This window comes from Bradyrhizobium nanningense, from assembly GCF_004114535.1.
GTDB classification, from domain to species: domain Bacteria; phylum Pseudomonadota; class Alphaproteobacteria; order Rhizobiales; family Xanthobacteraceae; genus Bradyrhizobium; species Bradyrhizobium nanningense.
In genome coordinates this window covers 165,601-189,706 of sequence record NZ_LBJC01000023.1, presented here as the reverse complement: position 1 = coordinate 189,706, position 24,106 = coordinate 165,601, and the positions used below count along the sequence as shown (strand labels likewise).

Genomic DNA, 24,106 nt, shown 5'->3' with positions numbered 1-24,106 from the left:
CGGCTCGGATGCGAGGCTCCGCTTGTCCTGTGATGAGCCGCGCGCGCGCCATGATGGTCAGCTCTTCCGCAGGATGACGTGATAGTCGCCGCGGCGGACGTCGATGTCGCGCGGAAGCACGGCGTTCAGCACGGCCGCGCCGGCGTCCACGAGGGCCGCGAACAGCGGCTTGCGCCGGCGCATCTCGGGATAGCGCGGACTCTCGACCTCACGGCGGTAGATCATCTCGAGACCGTTGGCGGTCGCGAATGCTTCCAGCCGGGACAGCGTCACCAGCGGGTGAAAGAAGGTCGGGAATGGCGGCTCGCCGGGCAGACCGGCATCCTTGATGCCGCGAATGTGCCGATAGAACCAGACGTGAAACCAGTGCGGCGAATATTTGGTGACGATTCCGGACAGCGAGCGGGGATTGGGAGCGCCGATCAGGATCATGCCGCCGCGCTTGAGCGCATCGCGGAAATTCAGCAGCGCGGCGTCGACATGGGGCAGATGCTCGATCACGTTGTAGCAGATCACGAGATCGAAAGTCTCGCGCCCGAAACGGTAGGTCTGCACGTCGCCGAGGATCGCTTCGTCCGCGTAAGTGTTGTTGCGGACCTGGTCCTCGTCGATGTCGACGACGGTGACCTTGCTGCGGCCGAGCAATTCCGGCGGCAGGACGCTGCACGAGCCGCCGCCGGCTTCGTAGATGGCGAGTTGGCCTTTCGGCAATTCACGGCGCAGCACCTCGTGCACGGCCAGCAGGCTGTCGCGGGCTTCGCCGGGGACGAGATCGTGCAGCGCCTGCACGGGTGCGGCGCCCGCGGGGATCCGGATCGCCGTGGCTGTCGCGAAATCGATCGTGGCTGGCTTGTTCATATTTTCTGACCGCGCTTGTTCTAATCAAATTTACAGGAAAAGACTCGCTTGCCCGAAGAGCAAATCCGATGCCGCGCCGTCTCACCGATAGCAGTGCTTACGGTCGGGTTAATGCGCACACGCATTAACTACGGCATTGTTCATGTTGAGTCGGTTGCTGCCGCATGGACCGCGATTTGCAGTATCACGCGCAGATGATTTCGCGGGAGAAACAGGCGAAAGCGGTTAAACGCATGATATCGGTTCAGCGGGGCCGGGAGATCGGCGCGAGGCCTGGCGCGCGCCTTGGCCGGGCCGCTCATTTTGGGACGCATCTGTCTCGCTTCGATGTGCCGTCGCGGGATGCGTGACTGAAGCAGGGCTTTTTCAACATATCTCGGACATCTAGAACCACATGACATTGATCCCGACAGACCTGTCCGCCACGCGCATCTCCGATGCCCTGGGCAATCCCAACCGGGAGATCGCGGCGAGCTCCCGCGTCATCGACCTGTCGGTCGGCATCGTCGTCTGCATTCCCTGCTTCCGCCGTCCGCAACACCTGCGGCTGACGCTGGAATCGCTGGCGAACCAGCGTACCCCGCGCTCCTTTGCGGTCGTCATGGTCGAGAACGATACTGCACGGCGCGAAAGCGCGCCGGTCGCCGCGGAGTTTCTGGCCGCCGGCAGGCTGCAGGGTGTCTGCCTTGTCGAAAAACGGCAGGGCAATTGCCAAGCGATCAACGCTGCCTTCGAGACGGCGCAGGCGCTGTTTCCCGCCGCGACCCGCTTCCTGATGATCGACGACGACGAGATCGCATCGAGCGACTGGCTCGAGCTGATGGTCCGCACCGCGGAGGCGACCGGCGCCGACGTGGTCGGCGGGCCGGTGCTGCCGGTGTTCGAGGACGACAGCAAGCCGTGGCTGTCGCGTCATCCGGCCTTCCGTCCCGCCTACGACTATTCCGGCGCGGTGCCGCTGATCTATGGCTGCGGCAATTGCCTGATCACACGCTCCACCTTCGAGCGGTTCGATCGTCCCGCGTTCGACCTGCGTTTCAATTTCCTCGGCGGCGGCGATTGCGACTTCTTCGTGCGATGCCGCGATGCCGGCATGATCTTCCACTGGACGGCGGAGGCCGTCATTACCGAGACCGTGCCGCAAAGCCGAACCAGTTTTGGCTGGATCGCAAGGCGCGGTCTGCGCATCGGCGCGATCAATTATCGGGTGCAGTCGAAGGCTGCTCAGAGCGCAGGCGGCCGCGCGTGGGTGTTTGCGCAAATGCTCGGACGGCTGCCGCTGTCGCTGGTTCGGTCCGCTCGCCTGCTGGCGACGTCGAAGGCCGTCGTCGCCATGCATCCGGCGCTGGTGGCGCTCGGCTCCATGCTCGCGGCGTTCGGCTTCGCGCCGAAGCCCTATGAGGCCTCCAAGATCGTGTCGTGACGGCTAGATGCCGAAGCGGGCGAGGGCGGTCCTTGCCGTGGCGCGCGGCAGCGCCTTGAGTGAGCGCCGCCCGACCATCCCGAGATAGCCGAAGGCCTGGCGATATCGGCCGAAGCGAACCGCCTGCATCGCCGAATAGGTGATGAGATGAAGTTCGGCGGCGAGGCGCAGCCGGGGTGCCGTGCCCTCTGGCAATCTCGCCATGATCAGCCCGTCGTCGAACACCCGCGCGATGGCCGGGAAGAAGTCCTTCGGTGTCCGGACCGCGGCGTTCATGGTGTTGGCGGTGTGCAGACGATAATCGAGCAGCAGCTTTGGCGCGAATTCGAATTCGCCGATCGCGGCGAGGCGGCACCAGCAATGCCAGTCCTCGCAATACCGGAGGGAGGTGTCGAAGCCGCAGATGGCGCGGAAGGCCTCCGCCCGTGCGAGCGCGATACCGCCATTGACGATGAAATTGCCAGCCGCGAGCCGTGTCAGCACGTCGCCCGACGGCTTGCGGCGTCCCTTCAACAGGCCACGCCGGCCGATCTGGCGTCCGTCGCTGTCGATCGTGTTGTAGTCGCCGTAGACGAGAACCGCACGCGGAGCGCCGCGTGCCGCCGCCAGGAGCGCAGCCACAGCGCCGGAACGCAGGCGGTCGTCGGCATCGAGGAAGAGCAGCCACTCGCTGCTCGCATGACGTGCGCCGAGATTGCGCGCCGCCGACACGCCCGCGGACTGATTGTGGATCAGGCGCAGCCGCGGGTCGTGCACGGCGCGGACGATTGCCAATGTATCGTCCGTCGAGCCGTCGTCCACGACGATCACTTCGGCGACATCGCCTTGGGCCAGTGCGGTCGCGATGGTTTCCCTGACATAAGCCGCGGCGTTCTTGGCGGGAATGATGACGGAGACCAACGCGACCGAATTCACCGGCAGCGGCAGGCGCGCTGCCGACGTTGCGCGAGAGGCGGCCGGCAAGTCGAGGACGTCTTCGGCGGTGATCAAGCTGTGGCTCGTTTTAATGATCTGTTAACCAGGGCGCATCAGGCGGGTTGCCGACGTTGGCGATCGCAACCTCGGCGGCCTGCAGATGATACTCACATTGCGGTGGAATGGCTGTCGGGAAGGCATGCGCGGCGCTGGTTTCGTAGAATAGCGTTAAGCCGCTGGCATTAAGCCTGTGGCAAATTCGGAAGAGTGCGGCAGCCGGTCCCATGCGAGAATGCGCATTAGGCCGCCGCGGATGGATCCAGTGCCCGCAAAGACGTTCGAACACGACCCCGATGCGATGGTCCTCAACCTCTTTTACGAGGACAAGGACGATCGATGGTTTCCCGGCGACCGGCATCTGCGGCGCATGGCGCGCCGTATGCTGCTCGGCGAGCCGCGCATGAGCGGTCAGCTTCGCGTGTTCCTCAATCTCTGTGACGGGCTAGACCGGCTCGGCATCCGCTATCGTGTCAACGATTACGGCTACATCGCGCAGCATCCCGACGAGCTCGCCTGCATCATCGGCCGCACCTTTCTGCTCGACAAGTTTTCGTGGAAAAACCCGATCCTGCTCGGTGTCGCCGCCCATAATCATCCGCTCGACGATCCCGATCTGTTCAAGCGTCTGCCGGTGAAGAAGGTCGTGGTGCCCGGCCCCTGGTACGCCGACATGTATCGGCCGTACTGGCCCGACACCGAAGCCTGGCCAATCGGCATCGATACGGATCTGTGGGCGCCGTCGCACGCCTCTCAAAAGACGGTCGATGTGCTGATCTACGACAAAGTCCATTGGGACCGCGAGCGCTATGCGCCGGAGTTGATCGAGCCGGTCCGTGCCCGGCTCGTCAAGGAGGGGCGCTCGTTCACGGAGCTGCGCTACGGCAGCTACAAGGAGGAAGACTATCAGGCCGCGCTGGCGGCCGCGCGCGCGATGATCTTCCTGTGCCAGAACGAAAGCCAGGGCATCGCCTATCAGCAGGCCTTGTCTTGCGGCGTGCCTGTTTTCGCCTGGGATCCGGGCGGGCCGTGGCGAGATCCCGACTACTATCCGCACCGCGTCCAGTTCGCGCCCGTGTCGTCGGTGCCGTATTGGGACGAGCGCTGCGGCGCCAAGTTCGTCGACATCGCGGGGTTCGAAGCGGGGTGGCAAGGCTTCTGGGACGGCTGCGCCGCGGGCGCGTTCGACCCGCGCGGCTATATCCTGGACAATCTCACGCTCGAGCAACGGGCGCTGCAATATTACGAGATTGCACGGAGCATCGTGCGGCAGCCGGCGGCGCACAGCTCCGGCACGCCGGTTGACGGACGCGCACCAGGGGCGAGCCAGAACCTGGAGCTTCACCGCCGTCACCGGATGTCTTGAGCCGTGGACCGCAGCATGGACCGCAGCGCCGCCGACATGACCGACCTCGAGGCCCGATCGTTGGGCCAGATGCTGCGTGATGGCCTTAAGGAGCTGAATGCCGCGCAGGCGGCGCGCTGCCTTGTCGCCGTCGCGTCGCTGCTGCTGGTGCTGGTGACGCTCGATCCCTTCCCGGATCTGCGCAATCCCGACGTCACCACCGTCGTCGGCGGGCGAATGGCACTGGCCTATATCTCTTGGGCTTTCCTCGCTGCAGTCGCGGTGCTGTTCGTCGCTGGCACGGATGCGCCTGCGCTGAAGACCCTGGTGACGCCGCTTCATCTCTGTCTCGTGGGATGGCTGCTGATCAACATCGTGCTGTCCGAGAGCCGCGGCGTGTCGATGCAGCGCTTCGTGCTCCTCGTCAGCATGACGTCGCTCGCCGTCCTGCTGCCATTGCTGCCGCCGACGCAGCGCAGCTTCAACCTGTGCCTGGGGGCCGCTGCGCTGGTGCTGCTCGCGCTGTGCTATCTCGGTGTCGTCCTCGCGCCGCAATATTCGATCCACACCGCGCTCGATATCGCCGAGCCGCAGCTCGCCGGCGACTGGCGCGGCAGTTTTGGCCATAAGAACGTCGCCTCGCCCGTGATGACGATTCTGGTCTATGTCGGCATCTATCTGTCCGCCGTCGGCTCCTTCGTGATGGGACCGGCTATCGCCGTGCTGGCCGGCCTCTTCCTGATCTTCACCGGCGGCAAGACCTCGTCGGTGCTGTGCCTTGCGATCTACGCGCTCGCCTCGCTGACCTATGTCACGCCACACCTGTGGCTGAAGCGGATCATCTGCTTCGTGCCGCTGATCGTGATGAACCTGCTGACGGTCGGCAGTGTCCTGAGCCCGGCGCTCGGGGCCATGACGCGTCTGCTTCCGCTCGATCCCACCTTCACGGGCCGTTCCGACATCTGGGAGTTCGCGCTTGCGGCCGTCGCCGAGAAGCCGATCATCGGTCACGGCTATGCGGCCTTCTGGGACGACGTCACGGCACGGCAGACCGCCCAGGGTGCTGAATGGGCGACCTCGGCGGCGCACAGCCACAACAGCTATCTCGACCTCGCGGTCACCATCGGCCTGCCAGGGCTGCTGCTCGTGATCCCAGTCTTCGTGCTCGCCCCGCTCGGCAATTTCCAGTCCGCCCAGACACACAATCGCAGTGGTGCGCTGGCAAAGCTGTTCCTGACCGTGTGGTTGTTCGGCCTTTATTATGGAGCGACCGAGACCTTCCTGCTGGAGCGACAAAATCCGATCTGGTTCATGTTCGCTCTGGCCGCGGCCGGTCTGCACTTCCTGGCGAGGTTCCAATGCGTTGCGCAAGCGGAACCGAAGCCATGACGTTGCTCGGCGTCGAGCGATTGGATGGCCTCGCGTCCGGCGCATCGAGAATCGCGATCGATGTCGTGCGTGACTGGCGCCAGGCCGCTTTGCGCCTGAACACCGGGCATCGCACCGCCTTTCAGCATGGCTACTGGCTCGGCCCCTGGTACCGGGCGTTCCATGACGTCGCGCCGTTGATTGCCATGATCTCCGATGCCGCCACCGGCAAGGAGATCGCGATGGTGCCGATGATCAGCCATGTCAGGCGCGGCATCCGCATCGTCGAATTCGCCGATCTCGACGTCTCCGACAACAACGCGCCGATCCTGGCGTCCGATGCCACGCTGGATACGGGGGCGGCGCATGCAATCAGCAGGGCGTTGGTCGAGGCGTTGCGCGCCTTGCCGGACCGCTTCGATCTGCTCCGCCTCAGGAAGATGCCGACCCAGGTCGGCGGCAAGCCGAACCCGCTGGCGTCGCTCGGGCGGATCGGGTCCTCCTCGCTCAACGGCAATCTCGTGCTGATGGGCGACGACTACGAGGACTATCAGGCATCGATCAAGCGCACGCAGATGCCGCGTTCCTGGCGCGTCTTCAGCCGGCACCAAGGCGCACGATTCGAGATCGCCACGGACGTCACGCGCGCGCACGAGCTGCTGGACGTGATGGATGTCCAGCAGCAGGCGCGTATGCGAACGCTCGGCTCGCGGTTCGTCCTCAACGACGAGACTCACGCGCGATTTTATCGCGAGGTTGCCTGCCAGGGCCTTGCGGAAGGCTATGCCGTCGTTTCGGCATTGGTCTGCGACGAGGCTATCGTCGGCACGTCGTTCGGCGTCAGGCAAGGCACGACTTATTACCTGCTGCGCATCAGTCACGCCGGCGATTCATGGTCGAGCTGCTCTCCCGGGCGACTCATCATCGAGCGCACGATGGCGGCGCTGCATACAAAGGGCGTGCGCCGTTTCGACCTCAGCATCGGCAATCAAGACTACAAGCGCCGCTTCGGCGCCGAGAGGGTGCCGCTGACTGATGTCAGCGTTGCGCTGTCCTGGCGCGGCCTGCCCTTTGCCCTGCGCGACCACGCCGCGCAGGGCCTGCGCCGCTATCCCCAGGCTGCCGCCCTTGTTGCGCGGGCCCTGGGCAAAGGGGCGCGTTGAAGCGGCATTCCCGGACGGGAATGCCGCGAACGTATCGGCTGCAGATCAGCCGTGGAGTTTTTTGGCGGTCTCCGCGATCTGGCGTCCCTGATAGCGCGCGCCGGCGAGCTCGTTGGCGCTGGGCTGGCGGCTGCCGTCGCCGCCGGTGATCGTGGTGGCGCCGTAAGGCGCGCCGCCGGTGATCTCGTCGAGCTTCATCTGACCGGCGAAGCCGTAATTCATGCCGACCACGACCATGCCGAAATGCAGGAGGTTGGTGATGATCGAGAACAGCGTCGTCTCCTGGCCGCCGTGCTGGGTCGCGGTCGAGGTGAAGGCGCCGCCGACCTTGCCGTGCAGCGCGCCCTTGGCCCAGAGCCCGCCGGCCTGATCGAGGAAGTTCGCCATCTGCGAGGCCATCCGGCCGAAGCGCGTGCCGGTGCCGACGATGATCGCGTCGTAATTGACGAGGTCCGCGATCTCAGCGATCGGGGCGGCCTGAGCGAGCTTGTAATGCGAGGCTTTCGCGACCTCGGCCGGCACCAGCTCCGGCACGCGCTTGATGTCGACAGTCGCGCCGGCCTCGCGCGCGCCTTCAGCGACGGCGTTCGCCATCGCTTCGATATGGCCATAGGCGGAATAATAGAGGACGAGAACTTTGGTCATGGTGGTCTCCGTTGATTGGATTTGATTGCTGGCTGTTGGGTGTTACGCCGCGTCGACGAGCACGAGCTCGGAGTCTTCGAGCGCCGTGATCGTCAGCCGCTCCTCGTCGCGGATCGCGGCGCCGTCACGGGCGTTGACGCGCACGCCGTTGATCTCGACGGCGCCCGCCGCGGGCACCAGATAGAGGTGCCGCGACGTCTGCGGCGCGTACTCCGCGCTCTCGCCCGCCTTCAGCGTCGTCGCGAGCACCCGCGCATCGGCGCGGATCGGCAACGCGTCGGTGTCACCCTCAAGGCCGCTCGCAATGGTGACGAGCTTGCCGGAGCGGTTCGCCTTCGGAAACGGCTTCGAGCCCCAGGTCGGCTGTCCGCCGCGCACCGTCGGCTCGATCCAGATCTGGAAGATCCGCGTCTTCGTCGGCTCCAGATTGTACTCGGAGTGGCGGATGCCGCTGCCGGCGCTCATCACCTGGACGTCGCCCGCTTCGGTGCGGCCCTCGTTGCCGAGGCTGTCCTGATGGGTGATCGCACCCTCGCGCACATAGGTGATGATTTCCATGTTGGCGTGGGGATGGGCGGGAAAGCCGGTGTTCGGCGCGATCTCGTCGTCGTTCCACACCCGCAGGGCGCCATGACCCATGTTGTTCGGGTCATAATGGCTGGCGAAGGAGAAATGATGCTTGGCCTTGAGCCAACCGTGGTCGGCGCCGCCGAGCTTTGCGAAAGGTCTGAGTTCGATCATGCGTAGATCCTCTGGTGAACGTATGGGCAATTCGACTGCGATTGATCCCTTGGATAAGTCCTCGCCCATGGTATAGAAATAGAAACTGTTGAAATGCATTGTTTCCAAAAATACCAAAACTGGATCCGCCCCATGGCAAAACTCCCGGATTTCGAGGCCCTCGCGATTTTCGCAAAAGTCGTGGAATTACGGTCGTTTGCGGGGGCCGCGAGCGAGCTGGCGACGTCCAAGGCGACGGTGTCCAAGGCGGTCACGCGGCTGGAGGAGCGGCTCGGCGCGCGCCTGTTCAACCGCACCTCGCGCCGGCTTGCGCTGACCGATGCCGGGCACAAGCTCGCCGAGCGCGCGACGCGTCTTCTGGCCGACGGCGAAGCGGCGGAGAACGAGGCGCTGGCGCAATCGGTGGCGCCGCGCGGCCTGGTGCGGCTCGCCGTGCCCATGACGTTCGGCATCAAGGCGGTGGCGCCGCTGCTGCCCGAATTCTTCGAGACCTATCCTGAAGTTTCGGTCGATCTGCATTTGAGCGATGCGACCATCGACCTGATCGGTGAGGGCTTCGACATGGCGGTGCGGATCGCGCGGCTGCCCGACTCTTCGCTGATCGCGCGGCGGCTCTTCACCATGCCGCGCTTCACCGTGGCCGCACCGTCTTATCTGAAGCGCCATGGCCGGCCGACGCATCCGATGCATCTGGCCGAGCACAAATGTTTCAGCTACGCCTACATGTCGACGCCCAACATCTGGCACTACACCAATTCGGCCGGTGAGCAGGCCAGCGTGCGGCCGGGTGGCCAGCTCCGCGTCAACAATGGCGAAGCCGTGATGCCGGCGCTGGTCGCGGGCCTCGGCATCGCCGAGCTGCCCGAATTCATCGTCGGCGAAGCGATCTCGTCGGGCGCCGTCGAAGTGATCCTGAAGGACTGGAAGCAGGCCGAAGGCGCCGTCCACCTGGTGACGCCGCCCGGCGGCCCGCGCCCCGCGCGCGTCGAAGCCCTCGGCGATTTCCTCGCGGCCAAGCTGCCGGGTACCTGCAAGCGGCGGACGCGTGTGAAGGTCAAGGGGTCGTAGGAGAGCGAGCAGCTTCGACACCCCGTCATTGCGAGCAGAGCGAAGCAATCCGGAGTGTCTCCGCGGAGAGATTCTGGATTGCTTCGTCGCAAGAGCTCCTCGCAATGACAAGCGTGACTACGACACCTTCACACCGTCGATCGCCACGATGCGCAAGCTCGGCTTTAACGTCTCGTCGAGCTGCGACTTCAATTCGTGAACGCGCGGGTTGCTCGAGCGTGCGGCACACACCGCGTATTGATGGACCGATTGCGCCAATGCGCGCCGCGCTTCCGGCGTCCGCGTCAATTCGGGCTCTGCAAGCCGCAACACGATCGCCGCGAGATTCACCAGCATCTCGTCCAGCGCGACGTCGATGGTCGCCAGATTCCGCATCGCTCACTCTCCTTGAGAGGGCAACAGCGCGTCCGGGCATGCGTTCCTGGCGGAGCCGGACATGGCTAACGCTTCGTAAACGTCTTGTTCTTGCCGCTTGGCGGCGGTCAAGAAGATCGGCAAGGTGGAGTAGGTTCCAGAGCTGGTTTCACATTTTGTTGTTGGTCCAGAACCGGCTCCCGCCTCATTGATTGATGAAAATCGACGGGAATCGAGAAGGATCGGGACATGCGAACAGAGCGGATTGCGCTGGGTGTGGCGCTCGCGGTCGGCGGCATCGTCGCGCAGGGCGCAGCATTCGCTGAAGAGTATCGCGGAACAATGGAACAGCAGATGGCGTGTACGCCGGACGTCTGGCGGCTATGCAGCGACCAGATTCCCGACGTCAGCCGCATCACCGCCTGCTTGCAGCAGAACACGCCGCAGCTCTCGAGCGGCTGCCGCGCCGTGTTCCAGTCCAACAACCAGATGCCGCCGCAACAGCAGGTCCCGCGCAATCGCGCTGCACCGCCGCGCTATAACAATGCGCTGCCGCCACCTCCGCAGGCGCAACCGCGTCCCTATGACGAGGATGACTAGCCTCTGTTAAGGGCGGTGTTCGCAGACGTCGACCCATTCGGCCGCGGTGAGCTCGGCCATCCGCTCCGGCGTGATGCGCACCGCGCTGTGGGTTGAGCCGGCGGCCGGCACCACCACGTCGAACGCCTTCAGCGACACGTCGCAATAGACCGGCAGCGGCGCCTTCAGGCCGAACGGGCAGACGCCGCCGACCTCGTGTCCGGTGATGTCGGCGACCTCCTCCAGCCCGAGCATCTTCGGCTTGCCGCCGAACTGCGCCTTGACCTTCTTGTTGTCCATTCGCGAGGTGCCGGCGGCCACGATCAGGATCACGCGCTCGCCGATGCGCAAGGACAACGTCTTGGCGATCCGGCCGGGCTCGACGCCATAGGCTTCGGCCGCAAGCGGCACCGTGGCCGAGCTGATCGGCGATTCCATCACGGTGATGTCGGGGGCTTTCTTGGCGAAGAAGGCGCGAACGGATTCCAGGCTCATTCCGGGCAGCTCATGTCAGACTTGTCAGACTTACGGGCGGCGATGCCTAGGCAATCCCTGGCAGCTCGGAGAGCGCATGGACGCGGTGGTCCGGCGCAAAGCCAAGCTCGTCCATCTGGGTGCGGATCGCCCTAAACATGGTGAGCGGTGCCATGAGTTCGTTCTCGACGCAAGCCAGCGCCATGGCTTCCGGCGTCACCCGCTCGATCCAGGCGACGTTCAATCCAAACGACTTTGCTCCCGCCACGTCCCAGGGATTGGAGGACACGAACAGAACCTCGCTCGGCGCGGTACCGAGCACCTCGCCGATCAGCTCATAGGCCGCCGGGCTCGGCTTGAAGATTTTCTTGGCGTCCACGCTGATGGTCGCATCGAGCAGGCGGTCGAGCCCGGAATTGCGCACCAACGCATTCAGCATGTCCGGGCTGCCATTGGAGAGGATGGCAAGCTTTCGCGGTTTGAGCGCGGTGAGCGCTGCGGTGGCATCCGGATAAAGATCGAGCTGCAGGTACTTCTCAATGACGCGCTCGAACGCCTCGCTCTCGTAGGCCAGCCCCAGCACCCGCAACGTATAGGCAAGGGAGTCGCGGGTGACCGCGCCAAAATCCTGGTAGCGCCGCATCAGCGAGCGCAACCAGGTGTATTCGAGCTGCTTGATGCGCCAGACCTGCGTGATGATCTCGCCATAGCCCGGAAACGCATCCTCGGTGATCTCCGCGACCGACTGGATGTCGTAGAGCGTCCCATAGGCGTCGAAGACGACGGCGTTGATGCTCATGGGCTGTCCTTCCAGGTCGTTGCGGTCGCAAGAATTCCGCTTGGGGAGTGCGCATCATCGTCAGCTTACCAGAGCAAAGCGGAGGTCTGCCACTGCAAGTGTGATCGGCGGGTCGTTACCCGGAAGAGACGTTGAAGGGGTGCCATTTGTGTTTAGTCATATTGTTCGGGGCAGGAATACAACCGAGGGCTCGATCTCAACAAGGAACTCGTCCCTGGCGAGGCTCGTAACTCCGATCCAAGTTGTGCACGGTGGATTATCACCAAATACAGCCTTGAGGGCGTGAGATATGGCGTCACCTTGGTGGAGGTGGGTTTGCCTGATGTAAATCCGTAGCGATCCCACGTCATCAAGTCTGGCACCAACGGAAGCTAGGGCGACGCTGAGGTTTTCCAAACTCTTTTCCAATTGGCGTCCAATGTCATCAGTACCGACGATGTTTCCATTCGAGTCCCACGCGACTTGACCAGAAATGTGTATCGCGTGCCCTAGGGGCGTCGGAGTAACGGCCACCTGAGCAAGACCGAATTTCCGACTGTCAAAAAGCTCGGTTGGAATTTTCATAGACCGGGTCATTACAGCTTCCTAGTTGGGGCAGGTCGCGGCGTTGTTGCCGACAACACTAACCTACGCTTGCTCAGGAAGGGCACTTCCGTTTATGGCCCGTCGCGGACCATCCGTGGCAGTTACTCGAATGTCGGTTGTCGACTGTAATTCCGACCCGGCCGGGAGCGTCGACGGAAGCCTGGCGCAGTCTGAGGTCTTGAGCATGAGGGCTTCGGTCGTTCGATCGAATGCCGCAACAATGGAGGTATGCTCCCTCCCCCGCTTGCGGGGGAGGGCTGGGGAGAGGGTGTCACCACAGCGGGATAATCCCCTAGAGGAAAGAACACTCACCCGCCGCACGGGACGATGCTTCGCATCGCCCGGCGCGTCGGCCTCTCCCGCAAGCGCTTGCGGGAGGGGTGCACCGAGCCCTCGGCCGCGTGATTCAGCCTAAGCCCATTGCGCTCTAGATTCCCAAAATCTTCCTTGCGTTGGCCTTCAGCACCTTCGGCCGGATCTCGTCGCGGATGTCGATCTTGGCGAAATCCGACAGCCAGCGGTCGGGCGTGATCACCGGCCAGTCCGAGCCGAACAGCATCTTGTCCTGCAGGATCGAGTTGATGTAGCGCACCAGGATCGGCGGGAAGTACTTTGGTGACCAGCCGGAGAGGTCGATGTAGACGTTCGGCTTGTGGGTCGCGACCGACAGCGCTTCCTCCTGCCAGGGGAAGGAGGGGTGGGCGAGGATGATCTTGAGGTCGGGGAAATCGGCCGCGACGTCGTCCATGTACATCGGGTTGGAATATTTCAGCCGCATCCCCATGCCGCCGGGCATGCCCGAGCCGACCCCGGTCTGGCCGGTGTGAAACAGCGCGATCGCGCCGCCATTGTTGATTTCTTCATAGAGCGGATAGGCCATGCGGTCATTGGCATAGAAGCCCTGCATGGTCGGGTGGAATTTGAAGCCGCGCACCCCGTATTCCTCGATCAGCTTGCGTGCTTCGCGCGCCCCGAGCTTGCCCTTGTGCGGGTCGATCGAGACGAAGGGAATGAGGACGTCGAGATGGTCGGAGGCGACCTCCAGCATCTCGTAATTGTTGTAGCGGCGGAAGCCGGTCTCGCGCTCGGCATCGACGGGGAAGATCACCGCCGCGATGTTCTTGGAGCGGTAATAGGCCGCGGTTTCCGGCACCGTCGGCGGATGCTTGTTCGGCGATTTGAAATACTCCGCCATCTGCGCCTGGAAATCGTCATAGCCGTCGTCGGGGTGGCAGCCGCAGGGCTCCTCGGCGTGGGTGTGGATGTCGATGGCGACGACATCGTCGATATTGGGCAGCTTCAGCTTCGGCATGGGTTTCCTCCCGACGGGTTGCCAAATTGATTATATGATATAACGAATTTGGCAAGGCGTCGCCGAAAGGGGCTGATTTCTCTGGCGATAAATCGGGCCGATCCGGCCGTTTCTACTGTGCGTGGGGTTGTTCTCGAGAATTTGCCGGTTCGGAAGGCGGCAGTTAACATTGACATCACCTCCCGCCATGCCTTAAGAACCGCCCCGTCCCGGGCGGTCATCCGCCAGCGGGAAAAATCTCATTTTGCCACATTCGCGCGTGCCGCAACGGTAGTGCCGAACACGGCCTTTCGAACGTTCAGGATTCCGCCATGAAGGTCCGTAACTCGCTGAAATCGCTGCGCGGTCGCCATCGCGCCAACCGCCTGGTCCGCCGCAAGGGCCGGGTCTATGTGATCAACAAGGTGCAGCGCCGCTTCAAGGCTCGCCAGGGCTGATCGGTCAGTCCGATCTCTGCCCTCGCGGTCGCCTCGCGCGTTCCCGCAAGACCACGGCTCACACGAGTTTGACGCCGCCTTTGCTTTGCAAGGGCGGCTTTGCGCGTTTAGACTTTCACCATGGCAGTGAGATTCCAGTTTGCGCGCACTCTGTGTCTGGCCCTCGTGCTGGGAACCGCTGGGCTGGCTCCAGCCTGGGCCCAGCAGGTTGAGCCGCCCGGCAAGCAGAAGAAGCTGCCCGAGGCGCCGGCCAAGCTGCCGAAGGTCGATCGCACCAAGAATCTCGATTTCCTGTTCGGCGCGCTGAAGGCTGCACCCGACGAGGTCAGCGCCAAGCATGTCGAAGCGCGGATCTGGGCGATCTGGCTCCAGACCCCGAGCGACACCGCGGCGCTGTTGATGACGCGCGCCAAGACCGCGGTCGATGCGAAGAAGATCGATGTCGCGATCAAGCTGCTGGATTCGATCATCAAGCTCAGGCCCGACTACATCGAGGCCTGGAACCGGCGCGCCACGCTCTATTACATGCAGAACGACTATGGCCGCTCGCTCGCGGATATCCAGCAAGTGCTGGTCCGGGAGCCGCGCCATTTCGGCGCGCTTGCAGGCCTCGGCATGATCATGCAGGAGGTCGGTGACGAGAAGCGCGCGCTCGACGCCTATCGCAAGGCGCTCGCCGTCAATCCGCACCTCGAAAAGATCCCCGATCAGGTCAAGGCGCTGACCGAGAAGGTCGAAGGCCGCGATATCTAGCCGACAACTCGATCAGCTTTCGAGCAATTGCACCCTGCGCGGGTTAACCACGATCGGAAACGCCGCGGCGCAAGGACTATTGCCCGGCCTGCCGCAGGCCTACCTGCATGGCAGGAGCGAAAGCCATGAAGCGTTTGATCTTTGCGGGGTGCTTGCTGCTGGCGTCGGGGACGGTGAGCTTTGCCGACGGACTGTTCTGGGTGGTCGGCAACCGCGCCACCGGAAAATGCAATATCGTGAGCAGCAATCCGGTCATCATCGGCGATATCTGGTTCGGCGACGGTCCCTACAAGTCCAAGGCCGATGCCAAGATTGCCCGTTCGACGATCCGCGTCTGTCCCGCGCTCACGCCGGACGAGGAAAAAGACGAGGACGGCACGGATTAGCCTGCGTTCCAAGCCTGATCCGGACCCGAAGGGCCGCGTTCGCGAAAAGTGTGCAGCGGTTTTCCGACAAGATCATGCTCAGAGCCTAAAGTGCGATCGATCGCACTTTAGTGCAAAACGCTGCCGCCGCGCTCGACGAGGCCGTGATCGGCGGCTGCGGCATAAGCCTTTGCCAGCTCCGCCTCGAGATGCTCGTTGATCAGCAGCAGCGCCCGCACGGCACCGCGCAGGTCGCCGTTGCAGCTCGCGACGATTTCGTCGATCGCAGTGTCGTTCGATCTGAAGCTCATCGAAATTCCTCCGGTTCAAACCAGGACAAATTCTGCCGGTCTTTCCCACATCCCCTGAGGCTGCGAGGAGGATCGGCGCCCACCCGCGCCTAGATGGCGGAACCGACCATGGCGATTATAAGGAAGCCGCGATGACGGCCGCATGAAGCTGGTCCGAGGCTTGCGTGTCCTCTTGGAATATTGTTGATTCCATTGAGTTTTTACGTTCGGCAATTGTGCACATATCCACAGCCCCGGCATTTTCGGTGGAAGCACCGAAAGCCGAGGCTGCGAAACTGCCGCCCATCGGACCCGTAACTGCCCTGTGCCCTGGATCTCCCGGATTCTCTCCATGATCGTGATGTCAGTCTTGACGGCGCTGGTTCTGTTGGCGCTGGTCACGCAGGCCGGAATCGTCGCCGTGCAGCGCGCCTTTCCGCCGCAGGGCGAGATGGTCGAGGTCGACGGGGCCACGCTTCACGTCGTCGATATCGGCCCGCGCGATGCGGGGGTGCCGATCGTGATGCTGCACGGCGCAAGCTCCAATCTCGAAGCGATGCGGCGCCCGCTCGGCGACATTCTCGCCAAGGACCATCGCGTCATCCTGGTCGACCGCCCCGGCCATGGCTGGAGCACGCGGGCGCGGCGCCGGGATTCCACGCCGCAGATCCAGGCGCGGATGATCGATGAGGCGCTTGCAAAGCTCGGGATCGAGCGTGCGGTCTTCGTCGTGCATTCCTGGAGCGGCGCGCTCGGCGCGCGGCTTGCGCTCGATCACCCGGGCCGCGTCGCCGGCCTCGTCATGCTCGCGCCCGTCACCCATCCCTGGCGCGGCGGCGTCGGCCGTTACAACGAGATCATCGCGACGCCGGTGATCGGCCCGCTGCTTGCCTACACCATCACCCTGCCGCTCGGTTACGTCGTGGCCGAGTCTGGTGCGCGCAACGTATTCCTGCCGCAGATGATGCCTGATGGTTTCGTGCGGGATTCCGCGACGCCGCTGCTGCTGCGCCCGCGCGAATTCATCGCCAACGCCTATGATCTGGTGACGCTGAAGGAAGCCGTCGCGGCGCAAGCTCCGCGCTATGGCGAGATCAAAGCGCCGGTCACGATCATCGCCGGCGAGCCCGACAAGACGGTCAGGACCGGCATCCACGCCCGCCCCTTCGCGGCCATGGTGCCGAATGCGAAGCTGATCGTGCTGCCCGATCTCGGCCACATGGTGCAGAACGCCGTGCCGGATCGTGTGAAAGCGGAGATCGAGACGATGATCGGGAAAATCGCCCCGGCACAGGCGGCCGCCGATTAGAGCGAGATGGATGCTCCCGTAGCCCGGATGAGCGGATATCCGGGGGGCGCTCGCCCCGCATCTCGCGCTGTCCCGGATGTCGCTGCGCTCATCCGGGCTACGCAACCGTGCCTGTGTCGCGCTCTGTCAATCCGTCTCGCTAAAAATATTCCACTTTAACGAAATTCGGTTTTGGCGTATGTGTCGCGCATCCCGGCTCATCAAGAGGGGCGATCTTGTGGTCGTCACGTTCGCGAGCCGGGCTTGCGGCGGACGCGGCAGCGTCGGCACGAGATGGGACGGGCAGGGCGGGTAGTCCCTGTGAGCTCGAAACCCGCGTGCGGACGAGCGGCGCTGCTAGGCTTCGTCTCGTCTTGCAAGTTTCCGGCTTCGTCGACAGGGCTGGAAAAACTGCGGCGAATGGCGGGCCGTGCGTACGGCAAAACCGTGTGGTCCTGGCCGTCGTTGCTACGGTCAAGCCTTTCGAAGATGCGCGCGAACCCAACCGGGTGGACGGCATCGCCAATTCGAACGGCGAGGGAGGCCAGAAGGAAAGTTCGGCTCCTGGGAGATCACGGCATAAGCCGTCCGACCATCGCGCAGGGAAGGCCGAGTGATCGGCACCACCTGTATGCTGCTGTGCGGTCTTCTCTGCGTGTGCATTTCGCGCAGCGGACCGCGGGTGCGATGTCGGCACCCGGCCTTCCCTGCGCCCTCTTGGCTTTGAGAGGGTGGAGACCCAATCAAAGCTCGGGCGAAACGCGCCGCGAGGCTGCGAAGGCGCGTCTGCCACCACGCACACAGTGTCATCGCCCGCGAAGGCGGGCGATCCAGTATTCCAGAGGTAGTTGTGATTGAACCGAGAAGTCGCGGCGTACTGGATTCCCCGCCTTCGCAGGGAATGACAGCGTCACTTGGAGAAGCAAGCGGTCGGGCTCACACTCCGTCATTGCGAGGAGCCCTTGCGACGAAGCAATCCAGAGTCTTTCCGCGGCGGGGTTCTGGATTGCTTCCGCCTTCGCCAAGGCTTCGGCGGACAAGCCGCTATGCTTGCAATGACGCGGTGGAGCGCGTCGACACAGAAAGCTACAGCTTCGGTCCTGATTCGATCAGAACCGAAGCTGCCGCGACTACCTTATGCGCGCTTACTGCTTGATCTTCCCGTCCTTGTCGAACTGGGAGACGTAGGACCAGAGATTGTTGATCTCGGTCTCGTTCTTGATGCCGGCGAACGCCATCTTGGTGCCGGGGACCTTGGCCTTGGGGTCCTTGATGTATTCCTTGAACGTGGCCTCGTCCCAGGTGATGCCGGAATTCTTGTTCGCGTCCGAATAGCTGTAGCCCTCGACGGTGCCTGATTTGCGGCCGTTGAGGCCGTTGAGCTCGGGGCCGACCTTGTTCTTGGCGCCTTCGCCGATCGCGTGGCAGGCCAGGCATTTGTTGAACGATGTCTTGCCGGCCGCGACATCCTGCGCCATCGCGGCGGGTGCGGTGGCAATCATGGTGAGGATCGTCAGTGCGCCAAAAGTCAATTTTGTCATCGGATGCTCTTCGTCTCTCTTCCCTGGTGGGTCTGGCCTGGTCAGTCGCTTGCCGGATCGGCAGTCGCCCGACCGGGCGGTTTTGGCAGGCCTGCTCGGCTTGGACAAGCCACCAAACCATGACAGGTTTCACGATTTCCTACTTGTCCCAGAGCGAACTTGCGGAACATGGTCGATCCGACTTTCGGATGACCTACCCAAACAGGCGCGGACGTGATTGATTTGGCGAGACAAATTGATCGTGCGGCGTGAGCCGGAAGGATATGCCATGAAGGATTTGATATGGCCATCATGATGCCTGCGAGCGACCAGGCCGTGCTCGCGCGGCGCGCCGAGATCGTTGCTGCGTTGCGCGCAATCGTGCCCGGCGAGGGCGTGATCGATACGCCTGCCGAAATGCGGGCCTATGAATCCGACGGGCTCACGGCCTATCGGCAGCCGCCGATGGTCGTGGTCCTGCCCGATACGACCGAGCAGGTCTCGCTCATCCTGAAATATTGTGCAGGGCAGGGCATCAAGGTGGTGCCGCGCGGCTCCGGCACTTCGCTATCCGGCGGCGCACTGCCGCTCGAAGACGGCGTGCTGCTCGGTCTCGGCAAGTTCAAGCGCATCCGCGAGATCGATTTCGACAACCGCGTCGTCGTCACCGAGCCCGGCGTCACCAATCTGGCGGTCAGCCAGGCGGTCGCCCATGCTGGCTTCTACTATGCGCCCGATCCGTCCTCCCAGATCGCCTGCTCGATCGGCGGCAATGTCGCGGAAAATTCCGGCGGCGTGCACTGTCTGAAATACGGCATGACCACCAACAACGTGCTCGGCTGCGAGATCGTGCTGATGAGCGGCGAGATCCTGCGCATTGGCGGCAAGGGGTGCGAGAACCCGGGTTATGACCTGATGGGTGTCATCACCGGCTCCGAAGGCCTGCTCGGCGTCATTACCGAGGTCACGGTGCGGATCCTGCAGAAGCCGGAGACGGCGCGCGCGCTGATGGTGGGCTTTGCCGAGGTCGAGGCCGCCGGCGAATGCGTGGCGCGCATCATCGGCGCCGGCATCATCCCCGGCGGCATGGAGATGATGGACAAGCCCGCGATCCACGCCGCGGAGGCCTTCGTGCATGCCGGCTATCCGCTCGACGTCGAGGCGCTGCTCATCATCGAGCTCGACGGTCCCAAGATCGAGGTCGATGAGCTGATCACGCGGGTCGAGAGCATCGCAAGAGGCTGCGGTTCGGTGACGCTGCAGATCTCCAATTCCGAGGCCGAGCGCAACCTGTTCTGGGCCGGCCGCAAGGCCGCGTTTCCGGCGGTGGGCCGCATCTCGCCCGATTATCTCTGCATGGACGGCACCATTCCGCGCGGCGCGCTGCCGAAGGCGCTGGCCCGCATCCGCGAACTCGGCGAAAAATACCAGCTCGGCTGCGCCAACGTGTTCCATGCCGGCGACGGCAATCTGCACCCGCTGATCCTCTACGATGCCAACAAGCCCGGCGAGATCGAGCGCGCCGAAGCCTTCGGCGCCGATATCCTGCGTGCCTGCGTCGAGTTCGGCGGCGTGCTCACCGGCGAGCACGGCGTCGGCATCGAGAAGCGGGACCTGATGCCTGACATGTTCAGCGAGATCGACCTCAATCAGCAGCAGCGGCTGAAATGCGCCTTCGATGCGCAGGGCCTGCTCAATCCCGGCAAAGTGTTTCCGACCCTGCACCGCTGCGCCGAGCTCGGCCGCATGCACGTGCATGCCGGCAAGCTCGCGTTTCCGGATCTGCCGCGGTTCTGAAGGCCGTGGCGACGGTGCACCCTCTCCCCTTGCAAGGCCTTGCAAGGGGAGAGGGAAAGAAGAGCGCTCACAGCAGCCCGTATTGCGCCCGCTCGCGCTTGGCCAGCAGCGGCAGCGCTTCGCCGGCAATATATGTCTTGAAATGGGTGCTGTCCTGATGCGCCTTGAAAGCCGCCTCGTCGCGGAACAACTCGTAGAACAGGAACTGGGCCGGATTGTCCTTAGCCCGCGAGATCAGGAACAGCTTGACCCCGTCCTCGCGTTGCGCCTCCGGCAGGAAGCGGTCGAGAATCCCCGCGACCTTGTCGGCTTCGCCCGGCTTCGCTTCCCATTGCGCGACGACGAGCAATCCGCCGCCATCGACGGCGGCGCTAAGAGATTTCTGCACGGCATAATGGTTCATGATGTCTGTCTCCATCGGTGGGTCTCGATCGCGATCGTGCAAGCTTGTAGTGAGGCGCTGCCGGCTTTGGTTCGCCGCTGATCGAAGTGTCGATGTCGTGAACGCTTCGATCATGATCGAAACGTTGTTGTAGTGGGTGATGGATCCCGATCGCGCCATGGACGCCGGCGTCACGCCTCATTGATTTTGGATGCGAATTTCGCTACCGCCTTTTCCCGTGGATACGCTCAAGGTCAGAGACGCCAAAGACGTCGAAGAGGTCGTGCGCGCGGCGATTGCCAACGAGCAGCCGCTCGATATCATCGGTCATGGCAGCAAGCGCAGCATTGGCCACGCGATGGCGACCAACGCGGTGCTCGACCTCTCCGCGCTGAATGCCGTCACCTCCTACGAGCCGAACGAACTCATCATCACCCTCCAGGCCGGCGCGCCGCTTAACGACGTGCTGGCGCTGATCGATGCCAAGAACCAGCAATTCGCCTTCGAGCCGATGGACACCGCGCCGCTGCTCGGGACGGCGGTATCAGGCACCATCGGCGGCATGATCGCAGCCGGGCTCGCCGGGCCGCGCCGGATCAGGGCAGGCGGGGCACGGGACCACCTTCTGGGAGCGCACGCCGTCTCCGGCTTCGGGGACAGCTTCAAGACCGGCGGCAAGGTGGTGAAGAACGTCACCGGCTACGACCTCTGCAAGCTGCTGGCGGGATCCTGGGGCACGTTGTCGGTCATGACCGAGGTCACGCTGAAGGTGATGCCGAAGCCGGAGGCGGAGCGGACGCTGCTGCTCCGCGGGCTCGACGATGCCGTCGCCAACAAGGCCATGACCGCGGCGCTCGGCTCGCCCTTCGACGTCTCCGCCGCCGCGCATCTGCCGACATCGGCATTCCGGGCCAAGACCGAGGGGCTTGGAGATCTCGCCGGGGAGGGCGAGGCGCTGACCATGCTGCGGCTCGAGGGCATCACAGCCTCCGCCGCCCATCGCGCCGGCTCGCTGCGCGAATTGCTGGCGCCGTTCGGAGCCGCGACGCTGATCGAGGACGCGGCTTCCGCGGTGCTGTGGACCACGATCCGCGACGTGCTGCCGTTCGCGGCCAGCGGCGCGCTCGGCGCCTGGCCGGTGTGGCGGATCGTCTGCCCGCCAGCGTCGGGTGCTGTGCTCGGCACGCAATTGGCGCGCGAGACCGGGGGTGACGTGATCTACGATTGGGGCGGCGGCCTGATCTGGGCGGCGCTCCCGCCGAAGGGCGACGCACATGGCCCGGCGGTGCGCGCGCGTGCAAACGCGCTCGGCGGGCACGCCACGCTGATCCGGGCGGCCGAGGACGTCAGGCGCAATGTCGATGTGTTCCATCCGCAGGCACCCGGTATTGCCGCCCTGAGCGAGCGGGTCCGCGCCAGTTTCGATCCGAAGACCATCCTCAACCGGGGACGGCTCACGCGGAGCGCTGCTGAATGAAGACCGAATTCTCCCTGACGCAGCTTGCCGACCCCGACATTGCCGAGGCCGACAAGATCCTGCGCGCCTGCGTCCATTGCGGCTTCTGCACCGCGACTTGTCCGACCTATGTGCTGCTCGGTGACGAGCTCGATAGTCCGCGCGGCCGCATCTATCTGATCAAAGAGATGCTGGAGAAGGATCAGGCGCCGACGGCGGAAGTGGTCAAGCATGTCGACCGCTGCCTGTCGTGCCTGGCCTGTATGACGACCTGCCCCTCGGGGGTGAACTACATGCACCTCGTCGACCAGGCCCGGGTCAGGATCGAGCAACGCTATCAGCGGCCCTTGGCCGAGCGGCTGCTGCGTCAGGTGCTGGCCTTCGTCCTGCCGGACCCGCAGCGATTCCGCATGAGCGTGGTGCTGGCCCGGCTCGCCCGCCCGCTTGCCGTGTTCCTGCCGACGCCGCGGCCCTCGGCCACGCCCGGCCTGATCCAGCGCATCAAGGCGATGCTGGCGCTGGCGCCAAGCCGGCTGCCGGCGCCGGGCCCGCTCCCGGGCAGCGTGTTCGCAGCGCTCGGCAAGAAGCGCGGACGGGTCGCGCTGCTCCAGGGCTGTGCCCAGCAGGTGCTGGCGCCCCGCATCAACCAGGCCGCGATCAGCCTCCTCACCCGCCACGGCATCGAGGTCGTCCTGGTCAAGGACGAGCAGTGCTGCGGTGCGCTGACCCATCATCTCGGCAACGACCACGATGCCTTGGCCCGCGCCCGCGCCAACATCACGGCCTGGCAAAAGGAAGCGGCAGGCGAGGGGCTCGACGCCATCCTGGTGACGGCCTCCGGCTGCGGCACCGTGATCAAGGACTACGGTTATCTGCTGCGCGAGGACAAAGCGTTTGCGGCCGATGCGGCGAAGGTATCTGCGCTCGCCAAGGACATCACCGAATACGTTGCCGGCCTCGAACTGGAATCGCCTGCACGACAGGACAACATCGTCGTCGCCTATCACTCTGCATGTTCGTTGCAGCACGGGCAGAAAATCACGGGCCTTCCGAAAGAATTGCTTTCCAAGAATGGATTCGTGGTGAAAGATGTGCCCGAAAGCCATTTGTGTTGCGGTTCGGCGGGGACCTACAACATTCTCCAGCCCGAGCTTGCGGGCCGGTTGCGTGATCGCAAGGTCGCCAACATCGCAAGCGTCAAACCGGACATGATCGCTGCGGGCAATATCGGCTGCATGGTGCAGATTGCCAGTGGCACGTCAGTTCCGGTCGTACACACGATTGAGCTTCTCGATTGGGCTACGGGCGGGTCGCGGCCGGCACTGAACGCGTCAGTTTGAGCTTTCAGAGCCTGAACTTTCCTCCCGAGGTGACGACTGAAGACGCCCGATCGACCATTGTTCGGCGGCAACAGGAGGACCACGATGGCGAAAGCGAAGAAGAAGAAAAGCAAGAAGGCCAAAAAGGCCAAGAAGGTTGTAGCGGCGAAGAAGACCGCCAAGAAGGCAACCAAGAAGTCCGCGAAGAAGTCGGCCAGAAAATCGAAGAAGGCTGCCCCGAAGAAGGCCGCAAAGAAGTCGGCCAAGAAGGCTGTGAAGAAGGTCGCCAAGAAGGCTGCCCCGAAGAAAGCCGCGAAGAAAGCGGCACCGAAGAAGGCGAAGGCAGCTCCCGCGCCGAAGCCGTCAGCACCGCCGGCCGCTCCGGCTCCCGAGCCGGCAGCGGAGACAAGTTGGGCGATGCCTTCGTCTTCTACGGAAGCGGCACCGGCCGAGGGGCAGGGCTAGGTCCCAGCCAGCAACGGCGATCGCCAACGGAAGGGCCGCTGCGGTGACGCCGCGGCCTTTTTGCATCGCGACAGGGACCTCCGGAAGGCGTCCCTTCCCCGCGCGTGGCTGATTCGTTGCCCGGTTACCACGCGAGCTGCCGACCCGTACTTGCACGGTCCCTCCGTGCACTTCGGAATGCAAATAATGTGATCGAGAAGACACACAGGCCGACAACCTTTCGTGGAATCGTCAAAACGCCCAAAAAGGCGGCAGATGCCCGCGAATTTTGCTTCACGGCCCACGTCCCTCAATCCAGATTGTCGCAGTAACGCATTTTTGCACACAGGTCGTTCGCCGGGGGGCTTC

The 24,106-nt window shown here is 63.8% G+C and carries 26 protein-coding genes; 14 read left to right on the top strand and 12 right to left on the bottom strand.

Annotated elements, in window-relative coordinates:
- Positions 1-57 precede the first annotated feature (57 nt).
- Positions 58-858, bottom strand: a complete 801-nt coding sequence (locus tag XH84_RS17065) for a class I SAM-dependent methyltransferase (protein WP_128921642.1) — start codon at positions 856-858, stop codon at positions 58-60.
- A gap of 394 nt (positions 859-1,252) precedes the next feature.
- On the opposite strand from XH84_RS17065, the gene XH84_RS17060 reads away from it, so the two are divergent.
- Complete coding sequence (locus XH84_RS17060; RefSeq protein ID WP_128921641.1) at positions 1,253-2,281, top strand: glycosyltransferase family 2 protein; 1,029 nt, start codon at positions 1,253-1,255, stop codon at positions 2,279-2,281.
- A 3-nt stretch (positions 2,282-2,284) separates the two neighbouring features.
- On the opposite strand, the gene XH84_RS17055 is transcribed toward XH84_RS17060, so the two are convergent.
- Positions 2,285-3,271 carry a glycosyltransferase gene (locus XH84_RS17055; RefSeq protein WP_128921640.1) on the bottom strand — a complete coding sequence of 329 codons (987 nt, stop codon included), beginning with the start codon at positions 3,269-3,271 and terminating at the stop codon, positions 2,285-2,287.
- Between the two features lie 247 nt (positions 3,272-3,518).
- Between XH84_RS17055 and XH84_RS17050 the strand changes: the two genes are divergently transcribed.
- From XH84_RS17050 to XH84_RS39865, 3 genes are read left to right on the top strand one after another with little or no spacing between them, the layout of a single operon-like run.
- Positions 3,519-4,619 (top strand): glycosyltransferase family 1 protein, encoded by a 1,101-nt coding sequence (locus tag XH84_RS17050; RefSeq protein WP_128921639.1) that lies wholly within the window; start codon positions 3,519-3,521, stop codon positions 4,617-4,619.
- Positions 4,620-4,634: 15 nt separating this feature from the next.
- A complete protein-coding gene (locus XH84_RS17045; RefSeq protein ID WP_128921638.1) occupies positions 4,635-5,987 on the top strand; it encodes an O-antigen ligase family protein in 1,353 nt (450 codons plus the stop codon).
- The gene (locus XH84_RS39865; RefSeq protein ID WP_164936526.1) at positions 5,984-7,129 is read left to right on the top strand and encodes a GNAT family N-acetyltransferase; all 1,146 of its coding nucleotides are present in this window, start codon (positions 5,984-5,986) and stop codon (positions 7,127-7,129) included. The genes XH84_RS17045 and XH84_RS39865 overlap by 4 nt, the downstream gene beginning before the upstream one ends.
- Positions 7,130-7,174: 45 nt before the next feature.
- Here the strand turns inward: XH84_RS39865 and wrbA are convergent, their stop codons facing one another.
- Both wrbA and XH84_RS17030 read right to left on the bottom strand, forming a co-directional pair.
- Entirely contained in the window at positions 7,175-7,774 is a 600-nt protein-coding gene (wrbA, locus tag XH84_RS17035; protein WP_128921637.1) for an NAD(P)H:quinone oxidoreductase, read from the bottom strand.
- A gap of 42 nt (positions 7,775-7,816) precedes the next feature.
- Complete coding sequence (locus XH84_RS17030; protein WP_128921636.1) at positions 7,817-8,515, bottom strand: pirin family protein; 699 nt, start codon at positions 8,513-8,515, stop codon at positions 7,817-7,819.
- Positions 8,516-8,647: 132 nt separating this feature from the next.
- Between XH84_RS17030 and XH84_RS17025 the strand changes: the two genes are divergently transcribed.
- Positions 8,648-9,583, top strand: a complete 936-nt coding sequence (locus XH84_RS17025) for a LysR family transcriptional regulator (RefSeq protein ID WP_128921635.1) — start codon at positions 8,648-8,650, stop codon at positions 9,581-9,583.
- Between the two features lie 117 nt (positions 9,584-9,700).
- Here the strand turns inward: XH84_RS17025 and XH84_RS17020 are convergent, their stop codons facing one another.
- Positions 9,701-9,958 (bottom strand): hypothetical protein, encoded by a 258-nt coding sequence (locus XH84_RS17020; protein WP_128921634.1) that lies wholly within the window; start codon positions 9,956-9,958, stop codon positions 9,701-9,703.
- A 228-nt stretch (positions 9,959-10,186) separates the two neighbouring features.
- Between XH84_RS17020 and XH84_RS17015 the strand changes: the two genes are divergently transcribed.
- Positions 10,187-10,537 carry a hypothetical protein gene (locus XH84_RS17015; protein WP_128921633.1) on the top strand — a complete coding sequence of 117 codons (351 nt, stop codon included), beginning with the start codon at positions 10,187-10,189 and terminating at the stop codon, positions 10,535-10,537.
- 6 nt (positions 10,538-10,543) lie between these two features.
- Here XH84_RS17015 and XH84_RS17010 read toward each other — a convergent pair whose 3' ends face one another.
- From XH84_RS17010 to XH84_RS16995, 4 genes are all read right to left on the bottom strand, one after another.
- Positions 10,544-11,011: a YbaK/EbsC family protein gene (locus XH84_RS17010; RefSeq protein WP_128921632.1), complete on the bottom strand. Its 468-nt coding sequence runs from the start codon at positions 11,009-11,011 to the stop codon at positions 10,544-10,546.
- Between the two features lie 46 nt (positions 11,012-11,057).
- Positions 11,058-11,789: a haloacid dehalogenase type II gene (locus XH84_RS17005; protein WP_128921631.1), complete on the bottom strand. Its 732-nt coding sequence runs from the start codon at positions 11,787-11,789 to the stop codon at positions 11,058-11,060.
- 156 nt (positions 11,790-11,945) lie between these two features.
- A complete protein-coding gene (locus tag XH84_RS17000; RefSeq protein WP_245471762.1) occupies positions 11,946-12,353 on the bottom strand; it encodes a RidA family protein in 408 nt (135 codons plus the stop codon).
- 448 nt (positions 12,354-12,801) lie between these two features.
- Positions 12,802-13,686 carry an amidohydrolase family protein gene (locus XH84_RS16995; protein ID WP_128921629.1) on the bottom strand — a complete coding sequence of 295 codons (885 nt, stop codon included), beginning with the start codon at positions 13,684-13,686 and terminating at the stop codon, positions 12,802-12,804.
- A 311-nt stretch (positions 13,687-13,997) separates the two neighbouring features.
- Between XH84_RS16995 and ykgO the strand changes: the two genes are divergently transcribed.
- The 3 genes from ykgO to XH84_RS16980 all read left to right on the top strand — a co-directional run bounded on the left by ykgO (position 13,998) and on the right by XH84_RS16980 (position 15,262).
- The gene (gene ykgO, locus XH84_RS16990; RefSeq protein WP_006611362.1) at positions 13,998-14,123 is read left to right on the top strand and encodes a type B 50S ribosomal protein L36; all 126 of its coding nucleotides are present in this window, start codon (positions 13,998-14,000) and stop codon (positions 14,121-14,123) included.
- Between the two features lie 120 nt (positions 14,124-14,243).
- A complete protein-coding gene (locus tag XH84_RS16985; protein ID WP_128921628.1) occupies positions 14,244-14,876 on the top strand; it encodes a tetratricopeptide repeat protein in 633 nt (210 codons plus the stop codon).
- 125 nt (positions 14,877-15,001) lie between these two features.
- Entirely contained in the window at positions 15,002-15,262 is a 261-nt protein-coding gene (locus XH84_RS16980) for a hypothetical protein (protein WP_128921627.1), read from the top strand.
- 107 nt (positions 15,263-15,369) lie between these two features.
- Here the strand turns inward: XH84_RS16980 and XH84_RS16975 are convergent, their stop codons facing one another.
- Entirely contained in the window at positions 15,370-15,552 is a 183-nt protein-coding gene (locus XH84_RS16975; RefSeq protein ID WP_128921626.1) for a hypothetical protein, read from the bottom strand.
- 331 nt (positions 15,553-15,883) lie between these two features.
- On the opposite strand from XH84_RS16975, the gene XH84_RS16970 reads away from it, so the two are divergent.
- Positions 15,884-16,840, top strand: a complete 957-nt coding sequence (locus XH84_RS16970; RefSeq protein ID WP_164936525.1) for an alpha/beta fold hydrolase — start codon at positions 15,884-15,886, stop codon at positions 16,838-16,840.
- Between the two features lie 1,124 nt (positions 16,841-17,964).
- Here XH84_RS16970 and cycA read toward each other — a convergent pair.
- Positions 17,965-18,360 carry a cytochrome c-550 CycA gene (cycA, locus tag XH84_RS16965; protein WP_128921624.1) on the bottom strand — a complete coding sequence of 132 codons (396 nt, stop codon included), beginning with the start codon at positions 18,358-18,360 and terminating at the stop codon, positions 17,965-17,967.
- A gap of 282 nt (positions 18,361-18,642) precedes the next feature.
- Here cycA and XH84_RS16960 point away from each other — a divergent pair, with 282 nt between their 5' ends.
- Complete coding sequence (locus XH84_RS16960; RefSeq protein WP_128921623.1) at positions 18,643-20,136, top strand: FAD-linked oxidase C-terminal domain-containing protein; 1,494 nt, start codon at positions 18,643-18,645, stop codon at positions 20,134-20,136.
- Between the two features lie 67 nt (positions 20,137-20,203).
- On the opposite strand, the gene XH84_RS16955 is transcribed toward XH84_RS16960, so the two are convergent.
- Complete coding sequence (locus XH84_RS16955) at positions 20,204-20,539, bottom strand: putative quinol monooxygenase (protein ID WP_128921622.1); 336 nt, start codon at positions 20,537-20,539, stop codon at positions 20,204-20,206.
- A 217-nt stretch (positions 20,540-20,756) separates the two neighbouring features.
- On the opposite strand from XH84_RS16955, the gene XH84_RS16950 reads away from it, so the two are divergent.
- From XH84_RS16950 to XH84_RS16940, 3 genes are all read left to right on the top strand, one after another.
- A complete protein-coding gene (locus XH84_RS16950; protein WP_128921621.1) occupies positions 20,757-21,995 on the top strand; it encodes an FAD-binding protein in 1,239 nt (412 codons plus the stop codon).
- A complete protein-coding gene (gene glcF, locus XH84_RS16945) occupies positions 21,992-23,314 on the top strand; it encodes a glycolate oxidase subunit GlcF (protein ID WP_128921620.1) in 1,323 nt (440 codons plus the stop codon). The genes XH84_RS16950 and glcF overlap by 4 nt, the downstream gene beginning before the upstream one ends.
- A gap of 84 nt (positions 23,315-23,398) precedes the next feature.
- Positions 23,399-23,758 carry a histone gene (locus tag XH84_RS16940; RefSeq protein WP_128921619.1) on the top strand — a complete coding sequence of 120 codons (360 nt, stop codon included), beginning with the start codon at positions 23,399-23,401 and terminating at the stop codon, positions 23,756-23,758.
- Positions 23,759-24,106: the final 348 nt, after the last annotated feature.

Coding starts and splice junctions, on each gene's coding strand:
- XH84_RS17065 (WP_128921642.1), bottom strand. CDS start 858: ATGAACAAGCCAGCCACGATCGATTTCGCGACAGCCACGGCGATCCGG.
- XH84_RS17060 (WP_128921641.1), top strand. CDS start 1,253: ATGACATTGATCCCGACAGACCTGTCCGCCACGCGCATCTCCGATGCC.
- XH84_RS17045 (WP_128921638.1), top strand. CDS start 4,635: ATGGACCGCAGCGCCGCCGACATGACCGACCTCGAGGCCCGATCGTTG.
- XH84_RS39865 (WP_164936526.1), top strand. CDS start 5,984: ATGACGTTGCTCGGCGTCGAGCGATTGGATGGCCTCGCGTCCGGCGCA.
- wrbA (WP_128921637.1), bottom strand. CDS start 7,774: ATGACCAAAGTTCTCGTCCTCTATTATTCCGCCTATGGCCATATCGAA.
- XH84_RS17030 (WP_128921636.1), bottom strand. CDS start 8,515: ATGATCGAACTCAGACCTTTCGCAAAGCTCGGCGGCGCCGACCACGGT.
- XH84_RS17025 (WP_128921635.1), top strand. CDS start 8,648: ATGGCAAAACTCCCGGATTTCGAGGCCCTCGCGATTTTCGCAAAAGTC.
- XH84_RS17020 (WP_128921634.1), bottom strand. CDS start 9,958: ATGCGGAATCTGGCGACCATCGACGTCGCGCTGGACGAGATGCTGGTG.
- XH84_RS17015 (WP_128921633.1), top strand. CDS start 10,187: ATGCGAACAGAGCGGATTGCGCTGGGTGTGGCGCTCGCGGTCGGCGGC.
- XH84_RS17010 (WP_128921632.1), bottom strand. CDS start 11,011: ATGAGCCTGGAATCCGTTCGCGCCTTCTTCGCCAAGAAAGCCCCCGAC.
- XH84_RS17005 (WP_128921631.1), bottom strand. CDS start 11,789: ATGAGCATCAACGCCGTCGTCTTCGACGCCTATGGGACGCTCTACGAC.
- XH84_RS17000 (WP_245471762.1), bottom strand. CDS start 12,353: ATGAAAATTCCAACCGAGCTTTTTGACAGTCGGAAATTCGGTCTTGCT.
- XH84_RS16995 (WP_128921629.1), bottom strand. CDS start 13,686: ATGCCGAAGCTGAAGCTGCCCAATATCGACGATGTCGTCGCCATCGAC.
- ykgO (WP_006611362.1), top strand. CDS start 13,998: ATGAAGGTCCGTAACTCGCTGAAATCGCTGCGCGGTCGCCATCGCGCC.
- XH84_RS16985 (WP_128921628.1), top strand. CDS start 14,244: ATGGCAGTGAGATTCCAGTTTGCGCGCACTCTGTGTCTGGCCCTCGTG.
- XH84_RS16980 (WP_128921627.1), top strand. CDS start 15,002: ATGAAGCGTTTGATCTTTGCGGGGTGCTTGCTGCTGGCGTCGGGGACG.
- XH84_RS16975 (WP_128921626.1), bottom strand. CDS start 15,552: ATGAGCTTCAGATCGAACGACACTGCGATCGACGAAATCGTCGCGAGC.
- XH84_RS16970 (WP_164936525.1), top strand. CDS start 15,884: ATGATCGTGATGTCAGTCTTGACGGCGCTGGTTCTGTTGGCGCTGGTC.
- cycA (WP_128921624.1), bottom strand. CDS start 18,360: ATGACAAAATTGACTTTTGGCGCACTGACGATCCTCACCATGATTGCC.
- XH84_RS16960 (WP_128921623.1), top strand. CDS start 18,643: ATGGCCATCATGATGCCTGCGAGCGACCAGGCCGTGCTCGCGCGGCGC.
- XH84_RS16955 (WP_128921622.1), bottom strand. CDS start 20,539: ATGAACCATTATGCCGTGCAGAAATCTCTTAGCGCCGCCGTCGATGGC.
- glcF (WP_128921620.1), top strand. CDS start 21,992: ATGAAGACCGAATTCTCCCTGACGCAGCTTGCCGACCCCGACATTGCC.
- XH84_RS16940 (WP_128921619.1), top strand. CDS start 23,399: ATGGCGAAAGCGAAGAAGAAGAAAAGCAAGAAGGCCAAAAAGGCCAAG.